This window comes from Streptomyces sp. NPDC054863 (assembly GCF_053610825.1).
Genome location: NZ_JBSGZD010000229.1, coordinates 1 through 12,816 on the forward strand (window position 1 = coordinate 1; position 12,816 = coordinate 12,816).

Below are 12,816 nucleotides of genomic sequence, written 5' to 3' on the forward strand. Positions count from 1 at the left end.
GGGGGCCGCCCCCTCGCCCACCCGCCCCGCTGCCCAAGGGAACTAAGGGGCTAGGGGCAGGCATTCAGGGGCGCGGGGAACTGCGCGACCAGCCACGACGCACCCGCAGATGTGCACCCGCAGCCCCGCGGCCACCTCCCCCCCCAAACCTCCGCATGCTTCAATTCCGCCGTGAACGACCTCGACGTACTCCACGTGTTCTGCGCCCCCGACGGCACCCACGGCAACGCCCTCGGCGTCGTACGGGACGCGCCCCGCACGCACCCCGACCCGGATGCCCGCCAGGCCTGCGCACGTGAACTCGGCTTCAGCGAGACCGTGTTCGTCGACGACCCCGAGCGCGGGATCGTCGACATCTACACGCCCACCCTCCGGCTCCCCTTCGCCGGGCACCCCCTCGTCGGCGCCGCCTGGCTGCTCGACATCGAGGTGCTTCAGCTGGCCGTCGGCGAGATCTTCGCCCGCCAGGACGGCGAGTTCACCTGGATCACGGCACGCGCCGAGTGGGCCCCGCCGCGCACCCTCCAGCAGTACGCCACCGCAGCCGAGGTGGACGCCCTCCCCGCGCCGCCGCCCGGCGAGGGCTGGCTGTACGCGTGGGCCTGGGAGGACGAGGCCGCCGGGCGGGTCAGAGCCAGGGCCTTCCCCCGGCGCGACGACGGCATCGACGAGGACGAGGCGACCGGCGCCGCCGCCCTCCTCCTCACCGCGCAGCTCGGCCGCGCCCTCAACATCAGGCAGGGGAAGGGCTCCCAGCTCCTCACCGCCCCCGGCCCGGACGGCCTGATCGAGCTGGGCGGCCGGGTCCGGTTCGCCGTACAGGTGTGAGCGGACGCGCCAGAGGCCCGCGCCGACACCGCCGCGGGCCTCACCGACGTACCGTCAAAAGCTATGCGCTGAGCGGGAACTCACCGCCCAGCTCCCTGAACACCGCCCCGTTGAAGTCGAATGCCCGCTTGCACTCCTCGATGATGCGCTTCTTCTCCAGCTCGTCCGTGGCGATGGAGTCGAGGAGCTCGCGGTAACCACGCTTGAACGCGGCCGGGTTGGCCACGCTCTCGAAGACGTAGAAGCGGACGCCGTCGCCCTTGCGGTCGAAGCCCCAGGTCTTCTCGGCCTTGTCGCGGATGATCTGACCGCCCGACAGGTCACCCAGGTAGCGCGTGTAGTGGTGGGCGACGTAACCGCCCGGCCAGGTGACCGCGCACTCGGTGACACGTGCCGCGTACGCGGCTGTCGCGGGGAGGGCGGTGAGGCCCTCGCGCCAGTTCTCGCCGCGCAGGTGCGTCAGGTCGCGCTCCAGCTCGGCGACGCGCATCAGCTCGGGCTGTATGAACGGACCCGCGACCGGGTCGTCGCGCAGCGGGTCGGCGGCGTCCTCAAGGGCCTTGTAGACGAACCACAGCTGCTCGGTGTACCGCGTGTACGCGTCCACGCCGAGCTTGCCGCCGAGGAGGTCGCTCATGAACGTCGAGGTCTCCGCCTCCGTGTGCTGCTCGTGCGAGGCGACACGAATCCGGGTGGAGAAGAGGGTGTCCAAAACGGACCTCCGAGGACAGAGAGGACGGGACGGGAAGAGCGGTGGTGGCAGCAGGGGCACCCGCCACCACCGATCTTCCCTGCTTAGGCTTACCTAAGTCAACTGGTTCCCGACGCCCTGTCGGTAAAAACCTCCACCGCGCCCCGCTCCCGCTCACGGCAGCGTCAGGATGTCCGCCCCGGTCTCCGTCACCACCAGCGTGTGCTCGAACTGGGCGGTGCGCCTGCGGTCCTTGGTGACGACCGTCCAGCCGTCCTCCCACATGTCGTACTCGTGCGTCCCCAGCGTCAGCATCGGCTCGATCGTGAAGGTCATCCCCGGCTGCATCACGGTCGTCGCGTGCGGGCTGTCGTAGTGCGGCACGATCAGCCCGGAGTGGAAGGACGTCGAGATGCCGTGACCGGTGAAGTCCCGTACGACGCCGTAGCCGAAGCGCTTGGCGTACGACTCGATGACACGGCCGATGATGTTGATCTGGCGGCCCGGCTTGACCGCCTTGATCGCGCGGTTGAGGGACTCGCGGGTCCGCTCGACCAGCAGCTTCGACTCCTCGTCGACGTCGCCGCAGAAGTAGGTGGCGTTGTTGTCGCCGTGCACGCCGTTGATGAAGGCGGTCACGTCGAGGTTCACGATGTCGCCGTCCCTCAGGACGGTCGAGTCGGGGATGCCGTGGCAGATGACCTCGTTGACCGAGCTGCACAGCGACTTCGGATAGCCCCGGTAGCCGAGGGTCGAGGGGTACGCCCCGTGGTCCACCATGAACTCGTGCGCGACCCGGTCGAGCTCGTCGGTGGTCACGCCGGGCGCAATGTGCTTGGCGGCCTCCTCCATCGCCCGGGCGGCGATGCGGCCCGCGATGCGCATCCGCTCGACGGTGTCGGAGTCCTGGACCTCGGGCCCCGAGTACGGCGTCGGCGCGGGTTTCCCGACGTACTCGGGGCGCCGGATGTTGCCGGGGACGGAACGGATGGGAGAGAGCTCCCCTGGTACGAGCAGCGACTGGCCAGACATGCCGACGAGTCTAGCCAGCGTCGCGGGGGCACTATGGCGACAGAGACGACCGGCCCACGACACGAGGAGCCAAGACGATGGCCCTGTTCAAACGACGTACCGTCGGCAAGCCCGGCGAGTGGTTCTACTGCCTGGAGCACCGAGCCGTCGAGGAGGGCCCGCAGTGCCCCTCGAAGGACCGCTTCGGGCCCTACGCCACCCGGTCGGAGGCGCAGCACGCCATGGAAACGGCGCGCGAGCGCAACCTGGAGTGGGAGAACGACCCGAAGTGGCACGACAAGGGGTCCCAGGAGGGCTCCCAGGAGGGCGAAGGTCGGGGAGGTGCGCAGACCTGACCTGCCCGGCCCCCGCCGCCGCTACGCCGCCGTACGGGCCTGCTCGTCCTCCCGCTGGGCCCGGCGGCGTACCGCGTCCTCGTCCGTCTCCGAGTCGTACGCCATCAGCTTGGGCAGTACGGCGGCCAGCAGGCCCACCGCGACGACGCACGCCGCGCCGCCGCTCCACACCGCGCCCCGCACGCCCGTCCAGCCCGCGACCGCGCCGGAGCGGACCTGGCCGAGCTGCGGGCCGCAGCTGTACGACAGGATCTCGATGCCGGCGAGCCGCCCGCGCAGCTCCTCCGGGATGGTCTGGTTCCAGATGGTGGAGCGGCCGAGTCCGCTGAGCATGTCGCCGCCGCCCGCGAAGACGATGCAGAGCAGCACCAGCCAGATGTTGCTGCTCCAGCCGGCGGCGGTCATGGCGAGGCCCCAGCCGGTCGCGCCGAGCACCACCAGCCGCCCGTGCCTGCGCACCTTCGACGCCCAGCCGCTGGTCAGCCCGACCAGACACGCGCCGAGCGGCATCGCCGCGTACATCAGGCCGAGCGCCCACTCGGCGTCCAGGTCCTTCGCGAGGAAGGGGAAGATCGCGTTCGGGAAGGCGAAGAACATCGCGGCCAGGTCGATCCCGTACGTGCCGAGCAGCACCGGCTTGCTCCACGCGTATCGGGCACCCTCCGCTATGCCGCGCAGCGACGGCTTCTCCGCGTCGTGCGAGGGAGGGGCGGGGGAGAGCCGCAGGCACATCACGACGGAGGCGGCGAACCCGGCGACGGTGACGGCGTACGCGGTCGGCGTCCCCGCCGACGCCACGACGACTCCGGCGAGCGAGGGCCCGGCGATCGCCCCGACCTGCCAGCGCAGCGCGTTGAGGGCAGCGGCGGCGGTCAGCTGGTCGTGCGGCACGATCCGGGCCATGAGCGAGTCCAGCGCCGGACGCTGGAGCCCGGCGAGGGCGGCGACCCCGGCGGCGACGACGTACAGCGGCCAGAGCATCGGCTCCGGGAGCAGCGCGTTGCCCAGCAGGATCAGCGCCAGTACGCAGAGCCCGGCCTCGGTCAGCAGGATGATCCGCTTCCGGTCGACGGCGTCGGCGAGCGCGCCGCCGTACAGCCCGAAGACGATCAGCGGCACCAGCTCGACGGCCCCGATCGCGCCGACGGCGAGCGGCGAATCGGTGAGGTGCGCGATCTGCAACGGCAGCGCGACGAGCGCCATGGAACTGCCGAAGAACGCGACGAGACCCTGTACCCACAACAGCCGGAAGTCGGCGGAGGAGCGCCAGGGGGTGAGGTCGGGCAGGAGAGAAGAAAGCTTTCGGGACACGAAGGGTCATGGTGCGGGGGGATGGGTTGAATGAGCAACTTGTTATCGGAGGCGACGACGTCGGTACACCCGGGCCGTGTGCGCCGGGCCGTGTGCCCCGGGCCCACTGCGCCCGGACCCGGCGCGCCGGAACCCCTGCACCGTTCCCGGACGTTCACCCTGCAACACCGGTACGGTCGTGCCGCCGGAAGCCCGCACGCCCGTGCCCGCTCCCGCCCGCCCACTGCCGCATCCACGCCCGCACCTAGGCCCGCGCCCGCGTCCGCACCCACTCCCAGGAGCCGCCCCCATGACCACCGCCATCAGCCGCAAGGATCGCCGGGTCAGCCCGGTCTTCCTCGGCATCGTCGCCGTCATGGCGGTCACGGGATGGGCCGTCTGGACCGAATTCGCGGCCAGTCCCGGCATCGCCGTGTTCCTGTTCGTGACGTCCGCCTGGATCGTCTCCCTGTGCCTGCACGAGTACGCGCACGCCCGTACCGCCCTGCACAGCGGCGACATCACGATCGGGGCGAAGGGTTACCTGACGCTCAATCCGCTCAAGTACACGCATGTACTGCTCAGCATCGTGCTGCCGATCGTCTTCGTGATCCTCGGCGGCATCGGCCTGCCCGGCGGCGCCGTCTTCATCGAGCGGGGCCGTATCCAGGGGCGCTGGAAGCACAGCCTGATCTCCGCCGCGGGACCGCTGACGAACGTACTGTTCGCGATCGTCTGCACCGCGCCGTTCTGGCTGGACGCACTGGACGGCGTCCCGTTCGCCTTCCGCTTCGCGCTCGCCTTCCTGGCCCTGCTCCAGGTGTCGGCGGCACTCCTGAACTTCCTGCCGGTGCCGGGGCTCGACGGGTACGGCGTGATCGAGCCGTGGCTCTCGTACAAGTTCCGGCGGCAGATCGAGCCGTACGCGCCCTTCGGGCTGCTGTTCGTCTTCGCGCTGCTGTGGGTGCCGGAGGTCAACCGGGTGTTCTTCGACGTGATCTACGCGATCACGGGCGGGCTCGGCGTGAGCGAGGCGGAGGCGTACTGCGGGCGTGACCTGTTCCAGTTCTGGCAGGAAACGAACCCGTTCTGCGCCGTTCCCTAGGCGGGGGCCGCGGTGGAGTCCTGGGCGGCAGCCGCTTCCTTCTCCACCTTCGCCCTGCGCACGTAGTACCAGGTCATGTTCGACGAGACGCCCGCCAGCAGGACCCACACGATGCCGAGCAGGTTGCCCTCGGCGAAGGAGACCACCGCCGCGGCGACCGACAGGAGGCAGACGACCAGGGCGTACAGAGCGAGGCGGGGCATGGGGGACGTCTCCTGTCCGAGTAACGAGGGCGCCGCAGGGGCTGCGGATGCTGCCCGTCCAGTGTCCCCCATGCCCGGATCGTCCTAGACGTCGGTCAGGCGCAGGCCCGCGTGCGCCTTGTAACGGCGGTTCGCCGAGATCAGGTTGGCCACCAGCGACTCCACCTGGTGGGCGTTGCGCAGCCGGCCCGCGAAGACGCCCCGCATGCCGGGGATGCGGGCGGCGAGCGCCTGTACGAGGTCGGTGTCGGCGCGCACCTCGCCCAGCACCATCACGTCGGTGTCGATCTCCTCCACCGCCGGGTCCTGGAGCAGGACCGCGGAGAGGTGGTGGAAGGCGGCCGTGACGCGCGACTCCGGGAGGAGGGCTGCGGCCTGCTCGGCGGCACTGCCCTCCTCCGGCTTCAGGGCGTACGCACCCTTCTTGTCGAAGCCGAGCGGGTTCACGCAGTCGATCACGAGCTTGCCCGCGAGCTCCTCGCGCAGCGATTCGAGGGTCTTGGCGTGGCCGTCCCACGGCACGGCCACGATCACGATGTCGCTGCGGCGGGCGCACTCGGCGTTGTCCGCGCCCTCGACGCCGAGCCCCAGCTCGTCGGCCGCGGCCCGTGCGCGCTCGGCGGCGCGCGAACCGATGATCACCTTCTGTCCGGCCCGCGCCAGCCGGTAGGCGAGTCCGCGGCCCTGGTCGCCGGTGCCGCCCAGGACGCCGACGACGAGGCCGGAGACGTCGGGGAGGTCCCACGGGTCCTTGACCGGCTTGGGGGCGGCGGGCTGAGCGCTGTCTGTGGTGGAAGTCATGGCCCGACCCTACTTGCAGGTAGCGATGCCCGATCGGGTGAGCGGAGGTCCTGTCCGGCACGCCGCGTGCCCCTGCGGGCGAGGATCGCACCCATGGATGCCGTGAGGGTCGCACTGCTGCGAGAGGTCCTGGCCGGTACGGAATGGCTCGGCGCGACGAGGCGGTTCGCCGGACAGCTGAGGGCGTCCGTGTCGCCGCCGGGCAGCGGCGGGCTGCTGCTGGTCGGGACGCGGACGTACGAACCGTGGCACCTGGCCGCGCACCTGATGGACGAGGCCGCGTGGTCCGGTCTGCCGACGCTGGCCCCGACCCTCGTACGCCACGAGGTGGGCCCGCACGACCCGGCCCACCTGTCGGTGGGCCTGGGGCGGCTGGAGGCGGCGGGACGGGGGGAGACCCTGCTGGTGGTGGGGGCGGGGGGAGCGGGCCCGGAGGAGGCCCTGCTGGAGCGGGTGCACGACGTACGCAGGGCGGGGGCCACGGTACTGGCCCTGACGGACGACGAAGCGGGCGAACTGAGCTCCCTCGCCCACGAGTTGCTGGTGGTGCCGCAGGAGGCGGAGGTCGACCTGGACACGGTGCAGCACCTGGTGAGCGCGGCGGCGGGGGAGAACGCGGGAAGGGCGCCGGGCAACCGCGGCACCCGCTTCCGCGACAGGGCGGCAAGGCTGGGGGAAAGGCTGGTGGGGCCACCACCGGAGAGGTGGTGAGGCTCGTGGGGGCGCTGCGGTAGCGGGGGCTGCGGGGCATGTCCCTGGGGGTGCGGGGCTGTACTGGACATGCGGCTCCGCCGCGTGGGCGCGGCCGGGCCACGACGCACCCACCCACCCGCACGCACCCACCCACCCGCACGCACCCGCACCCACCCGCACGCACGCACGCACCCGCAGGCACGCACCCGCACGCACCCGGGGTGCCGGGGCGGAGCTCCGGGCGGTGCTCCGGGTGGTGAGGGAGTCGGGGGCAGAGGCCGGCCCCGCCCCTGGCCGCGTCCCGCACCGCTCCGCTCCGCAGTGACAATGGGCCCGTGCGCTATCAGATCCTCGGTCCCGCCCGAGCCCTCCGCGACGACGGCACCGCCGTCCCCCTCGGCGGTGCACGCCTGCGTGCGGCGCTCACCGTGCTGGCCCTGCGGCCGGGGCGGCCGGTCTCCGTGCCGGTGCTCGTCGACGAGGTCTGGGGGGACTCCGACGTCCCGCCCGCCGACGCTCCCGCCGCCGTCCAGGCCCTGATCGCGCGCCTGCGGCGCAGCCTCGGCCGGGACGCCGTCGTGTCCGTGCACGGTGGCTACGCACTCGCCGCCGAGCCCGACGACGTCGACCTGTACCGGTTCGAGCGCCTCACCGCCGAAGGCGTCCGGGCCCTCGCCGAGGGCGACCCGGCCAAGGCCGTCGTCCTGCTCGACGACGCCCTCTCGCTCTGGCAGGGCGGCCTCGCCCTGGCCGACCTCCCGGCCCTGACCGCGGACTCGGCCCGCTGGGACGCCCGCCGGCTCGACGCCCGGCGGACCCGCCTCTCCGCGGCCCTCGCCCTCGACGGCGCCGCCGAGGCCCTTCCCGAGCTCGCCGCCCTCTGCGCCGAGCACCCGCTGGACGAACCCCTCCAGGCCCTGCGCCTGCGCGCCCTGCACGCGACCGGCCGCACGGCCGAGGCCCTGGACGCGTACGAAACCGTACGCAGGGACCTCGCCGACCGCCTCGGCGTCGACCCTTCCGTCGAACTCCGCGCCCTGCACGGCCAGTTGCTGTCCAGACCGCCGACCCCACCGGTCCCGGCCGCCCCGGCCGCCGTCCCCGCCGGCAACCTCCGGGCCCGCCTCACCTCCTTCGTCGGGCGCGAGGCCGACATCGCGGTGATCCGGGACGACCTCTCCCGGGCCCGGCTCGTGACCCTCCTGGGACCGGGCGGCGCGGGCAAGACCCGGCTCTCGCAGGAAGCGGCCGAGACCCGGTCCGCGACGCCGTCCGCAGACGCGTCGGCAGTCCCGCCCGCCACCCCGCGCGCCGAGCCCTGGCCCGACGGCGTGTGGATGGTCGAGCTCGCTCCCGTCGACGACCCCGACGCCGTTCCCGACGCCGTGCTCACCGCCCTCGGTGCCCGCCAGACCGTACTGCGCGGCGCCGGAGCCGAAACCATGCGGGCAGCCGAGCGGCACACCGACGACCCCCTCGCCCGGCTCGCCGAGCACTGTGGCCGCCGCGACATGCTCCTCCTGCTCGACAACTGCGAGCACCTGGTGGACGCAGCCGCCCGGCTCGCCGAACATCTCCTCGCCCGCTGCCCCGGCCTGACGGTCCTCGCGACGAGCCGCGAACCCCTGGGCGTCCCGGGGGAGTTGGTGCGCCCCGTCGAACCGCTGCCGGAGGCCGTCTCGCTCCGGCTGCTCGCCGAGCGCGGCGCCGCCGCCAGGCCCGGGTTCCGCATCGACGACGACCCGGAGGCCGCCGCCGAGATCTGCCGCCGCCTCGACGGCCTGCCGCTCGCCATCGAACTCGCCGCCGCCCGGCTGCGGATGCTCACCCCCCGGCAGATCGCCGACCGGCTCGACGACCGGTTCCGGCTGCTCACCGGTGGCGCCAGGACCGTACTGCCGAGACAGCAGACGCTGCGCGCGGTCGTCGACTGGTCGTGGGAACTGCTCGACGCACAGGAGCGGGGCGTGCTGTGCGCGCTGTCGGTGTTCGCGGGCGGCTGCGACCTCGCCGCCGCCGAGGCCGTCTGCGGACCCGAGGTCCTCGACCTGCTCGGCTCGCTCGTCGACAAGTCGCTCGTCGTGGCGGCGCCCGCGGGGTCGGGAGAGGAAGGGGCCGGCGGGGAAGGCGGAGCCATGCGCTACCGGCTCCTGGAGACCGTCTCCGAGTACGCCGCCGAGCGGCTGGAGGAGACCGGGGAACGGGCCGCGGCCGAGCGCCGCCACCTCGTCCACTACCGCGAACTCGCCCGCACCACCGACCCGTTGCTCAGGGGGGCCGGCCAGCCGCGCGCGCTCACGCTGCTCCAGGGGGAGTACGAGAACCTGCGCACCGCCCTGCGGCACGCCGCCGCGACCGACGAGCACGAGGTGCTGTGCCTGGTGCACTCCCTCGCCTGGTACTGGCAGATGCGCGACCTGCGCACCGACGCCCGGCACTGGGCCGCCGCCGCCATGGAGCTGAGTCCCGACCCGTTCGCGGCGGACGCGCCGGTCGTCAGGGCCGCGCCGTTGTACGAGAAGTGCACGGACGCCCCGCCGCCGATGTCGCCCGACCTCCTCCAGGAGGCCCGGCGCGGCGTCCGGCTGATCCACATGGCCAACATGGACCACCACCTCGACGCCTGGACCACGCCGGAGGCCAACGCCTGGCTGCGCCGCGTCGTCGGCACGTACCGGCCGGGTCTTCCGCAGACCTGCCACCTGCCCGGCTCGCTGTGGTTCTACGCCGTCATACTGACCAGCGGCAGCTCTTCCGTCCTGAACGAGATGATCGACGCCACCGTGCAGGCGTGCCGCGAGCTGGAGTCCGAGTGGGACCTGGCCTTCGCCCTCCAGTTGCGCGCCAACCTCCGGGCCAACCTCACCACGACGGCGGGCGACGCCCAGCAGGACGCCGAGGAGAGCCTGGGGATCTTCGCCCGGCTCGGTGACGCCTGGGGCTGTGCCGAGGCGCTCTCGGCCCGCGGCGAGGCGCAGGAGCGGCGCGGCGAGTTCGCTGCCGCGGCCACCGACTACCGTGCCGCCACGGAGTACGCCGAGCGGTCCGGGGCCCACTCCCAGACCGCGGTGCTGCGCTCCCGGCTGGCCGGGGTGCTCATGGAGACGGGGGAGGGGGACACCGGGGAGGCGATCCTGCGGGACATCGTCGCCAACAGCCGCACGGCGGGGTACGAGGGGCTTCCGGCGGCCCGCCTGATCCTGTCGATGTGGCTGGGGCGCACCGGGCGCCCGGACGAGGCGCGGGAGCAACTGGGCAAGCTGCGCGGCGAGTTCTCGGGCGGCAACCTGGGGCTCTTCGACGGCATCGCGCTCGGACTGCTGGCCTGGCTCAGCAATCAGGAGGGCCGTTACGAGGAGGCCCTCGATCTCACCGTGCAGGCCCTGCACGAGTCCGGGGACATGATGACGGAGCTGATCGCCCCGCAGACGGTCCCCGTGCACCTGATGGGCGGGGCGGTCTCCCTCGCGGGACTCGCCGCCCGCGCGAGGACGGCGCACGGCTCACCGGCCGAGGACCGCGCCCTCCCCGAGAACCGACTTCTCCCCGCGGACCGCGCCCTCGCCGAGGATGCCGTCCAGCTGCTCAGGGCCTACGAGGAGCTGCTGCCCGCAGGCCACCACCCGGCCCCGCAGGAGATCGACTGCCGTGCCGTCGCCGAGCGGACGGCCCGTTCCGTACTCGGCGACGCCGCCTACGCGAAGGCGTACGCCGAGGGCGACAGCCTCTCCCAGGAGCAGGCGATCACCCTCGTACGCACACGACGCGATCAGTACGGGACGACGGAGGGGGACCGGGGCTGAACCTCAGCTCTTGCTGCGGAACCTGCGGATCGCCAGCGGCGCGGTCACCAGCGTGATCACCACCGACCAGCCCAGCACCATCCACACGTCGTGGGCGATCGGCTGCCCGCCGCCGAAGAGCCCGCGGGCGGCGTCCGCGAGGTTCGAGATCGGGTTGTAGTCGGTGAAGGTCTGGAGCCAGCCCGGCATGGTGTCCGGCTTCGCCATGATGGACGAGCCGAACTGGAGCGGCATCAGCACCAGCATCGCGACGCCCTGCACCGCCTGCGCCGTCTTCACGGTCAGCCCGATCAGGATGAAGATCCACATCAGGGAGGCGCCGAAGAGCAGCGACAGGCCGACGGCGGCCAGCACCTCCAGCGGGGAGGTCGTGATCTCCATGCCCATGATCCAGCCGACGACCAGCAGGATCGCGAAGGCGACCATCATCCGGCCGATCTCGACGACGATCTTCGCGATGAGGACCGAGGAACGGGCGATCGGCATGGTCCGGAACCGGTCCATGATGCCCTTGCGGAAGTCCTCGTTGACGCCGGTGCCGACCGCCATCGACACGTTCATGCCCATCATCGCCATCAGTCCCGGCACCAGGTAACTGACGTACTCGCTCTGCTTCCCCGCGCCCGACACCGCACCGCCGAAGACGAACGTGAAGAGCAGGGTGAAGATGATCGGCATCAGCAGGACGTCGAACATCGACTCCGGGTCCTGCTTGATCTGGAGGGCGTTGCGCCGCGCGAGCGCGCCGATGTGGCGAAGATTGCCGCGCAGGCCGATCCGGCCCTCGGCGTCGACGGGAGCCGGCCGGGCGGACTGCTGCCCGGACTGCTCCCCCGGCGCCGGCTTCGTCAGAGTGGCCGTACTCATGCCGCTACCTCTTCCTTCACGTCGTGGAGCTCGTCGCTCTCGCTGCTCTTCTCGCCCGTGATCGCCAGGAACACCTCGTCCAGGCTGGGCAGGTGCGTGCCGATGTCGGCGATGGCGAAGCCCCGCGAGCCCAACAGGCCGACCACGGACGTCAGTTGCTCGTCGCTGAGGATCGGCACGTACAGCAGGCCCTCCGCGGGGAGCGGCTGTGCGCCCGCCACCCCGTCCAGACCCGCCTCGCGGATCGCCCCCGCCATCGCGTGCAGCTGCGCCGGGTCGGAGGGGCGGATCTGGAGCGTGCGCCCGCCGACCTTGGCCTTCAGCTCGTCGACCTTGCCCTCCGCGACGACCCTGCCCCGGTCGATGACGGTCAGCTCGCTCGCCAGCTGCTCGGCCTCCTCCATGTACTGCGTGGTGAGCAGCACGGTGACGCCCTCGCCGACCATCCGCTGCACCTCGGCCCACACCTCGTTGCGGGTGCGGGGGTCGAGCCCTGTGGTCGGCTCGTCCAGGTAGAGCACCGCGGGCTGCCCGATCATCGAGGCCGCCAGGTCGAGACGGCGGCGCATGCCGCCTGAGTACTGCCCGGCGGGCTTCTTCGCCGCCTCGGTCAGCGAGAACCTCTCCAGGAGGTCGTCGGAGCGCTTGCGGGCGTCCTTGCGGGACAGGTCGAGCAGCCGCCCGATCATGTAGAGGTTCTCCCAGCCGGAGAGCTTCTCGTCGACCGAGGCGTACTGGCCGGTCAGGCCGATCGTGCGGCGCAGTTGGCGGGGCTGGCGGACCACGTCGAACCCGGCGACCGTCGCCGTGCCGGCGTCCGGCCGGACCAGCGTGGACAGGCAGCGCACGAGCGTGGTCTTGCCCGCGCCGTTGGGCCCCAGGACCCCGAGGACGGTGCCCTCCCGGACATCGAGGTCCACGCCGTCCAGCGCCTTGGTGTCGCCGTAGTGCTTGACCAGGCCGCGCACCTCGATGGCGTGCGTGCCGGGGCCGTCGGCATCCGGTTTCTTGTCGTATCGCGTCATGTCCGCCATCAGATCAGTCGCCACTGACAACGGGCCGACAGAGCCGCCCCGCGACCGACGGCCGACCGACAGATCACCGACAGGAAGGCCACCGACCGGCAGGCCACCGGTGACCCGGCCACCGGCCCCCGCACACGCCGACG

General features: G+C 72.3%; 12 protein-coding genes. 5 read left to right on the top strand and 7 right to left on the bottom strand.

The window, feature by feature from the left end; genetic code table 11:
* Positions 1–171: 171 nt before the first annotated feature.
* The gene (locus ACWGIG_RS29265; protein ID WP_453324691.1) at positions 172–828 is read left to right on the top strand and encodes a PhzF family phenazine biosynthesis protein; all 657 of its coding nucleotides are present in this window, start codon (positions 172–174) and stop codon (positions 826–828) included.
* Between the two features lie 61 nt (positions 829–889).
* Here the strand turns inward: ACWGIG_RS29265 and ACWGIG_RS29270 are convergent, their stop codons facing one another.
* Positions 890–1,540, bottom strand: a complete 651-nt coding sequence (locus ACWGIG_RS29270; RefSeq protein WP_453324692.1) for a biliverdin-producing heme oxygenase — start codon at positions 1,538–1,540, stop codon at positions 890–892.
* Between the two features lie 153 nt (positions 1,541–1,693).
* Entirely contained in the window at positions 1,694–2,551 is an 858-nt protein-coding gene (gene map, locus ACWGIG_RS29275; protein WP_453324693.1) for a type I methionyl aminopeptidase, read from the bottom strand.
* Positions 2,552–2,628: 77 nt separating this feature from the next.
* Between map and ACWGIG_RS29280 the strand changes: the two genes are divergently transcribed.
* The gene (locus tag ACWGIG_RS29280) at positions 2,629–2,886 is read left to right on the top strand and encodes a hypothetical protein (protein ID WP_453324694.1); all 258 of its coding nucleotides are present in this window, start codon (positions 2,629–2,631) and stop codon (positions 2,884–2,886) included.
* Between the two features lie 21 nt (positions 2,887–2,907).
* Here ACWGIG_RS29280 and ACWGIG_RS29285 read toward each other — a convergent pair whose 3' ends face one another.
* Positions 2,908–4,197, bottom strand: coding sequence for an MFS transporter (locus tag ACWGIG_RS29285; protein WP_453324695.1), 1,290 nt, complete (start codon positions 4,195–4,197; stop codon positions 2,908–2,910).
* A 289-nt stretch (positions 4,198–4,486) separates the two neighbouring features.
* On the opposite strand from ACWGIG_RS29285, the gene ACWGIG_RS29290 reads away from it, so the two are divergent.
* Entirely contained in the window at positions 4,487–5,281 is a 795-nt protein-coding gene (locus ACWGIG_RS29290) for a site-2 protease family protein (RefSeq protein ID WP_453324696.1), read from the top strand.
* On the opposite strand, the gene ACWGIG_RS29295 is transcribed toward ACWGIG_RS29290, so the two are convergent.
* Both ACWGIG_RS29295 and npdG read right to left on the bottom strand, forming a co-directional pair.
* Positions 5,278–5,484: a hypothetical protein gene (locus ACWGIG_RS29295; protein ID WP_453324697.1), complete on the bottom strand. Its 207-nt coding sequence runs from the start codon at positions 5,482–5,484 to the stop codon at positions 5,278–5,280. The two genes, ACWGIG_RS29290 and ACWGIG_RS29295, sit on opposite strands and share 4 nt — an antisense overlap.
* Positions 5,485–5,568: 84 nt before the next feature.
* The gene (gene npdG, locus ACWGIG_RS29300) at positions 5,569–6,285 is read right to left on the bottom strand and encodes an NADPH-dependent F420 reductase (RefSeq protein ID WP_453324698.1); all 717 of its coding nucleotides are present in this window, start codon (positions 6,283–6,285) and stop codon (positions 5,569–5,571) included.
* 93 nt (positions 6,286–6,378) lie between these two features.
* Here npdG and ACWGIG_RS29305 point away from each other — a divergent pair, with 93 nt between their 5' ends.
* Complete coding sequence (locus ACWGIG_RS29305; RefSeq protein ID WP_453324699.1) at positions 6,379–6,996, top strand: hypothetical protein; 618 nt, start codon at positions 6,379–6,381, stop codon at positions 6,994–6,996.
* Between the two features lie 317 nt (positions 6,997–7,313).
* Positions 7,314–10,781 (top strand): BTAD domain-containing putative transcriptional regulator, encoded by a 3,468-nt coding sequence (locus tag ACWGIG_RS29310; protein WP_453324700.1) that lies wholly within the window; start codon positions 7,314–7,316, stop codon positions 10,779–10,781.
* A 3-nt stretch (positions 10,782–10,784) separates the two neighbouring features.
* Here ACWGIG_RS29310 and ACWGIG_RS29315 read toward each other — a convergent pair whose 3' ends face one another.
* On the bottom strand, positions 10,785–11,648 hold the full coding sequence (locus ACWGIG_RS29315; RefSeq protein WP_453324701.1) for an ABC transporter permease: 864 nt from the start codon (positions 11,646–11,648) through the stop codon (positions 10,785–10,787).
* Positions 11,645–12,673 carry an ATP-binding cassette domain-containing protein gene (locus tag ACWGIG_RS29320; RefSeq protein WP_453324702.1) on the bottom strand — a complete coding sequence of 343 codons (1,029 nt, stop codon included), beginning with the start codon at positions 12,671–12,673 and terminating at the stop codon, positions 11,645–11,647. Before ACWGIG_RS29320 ends, ACWGIG_RS29315 begins: the two co-directional genes overlap by 4 nt.
* Positions 12,674–12,816: the final 143 nt, after the last annotated feature.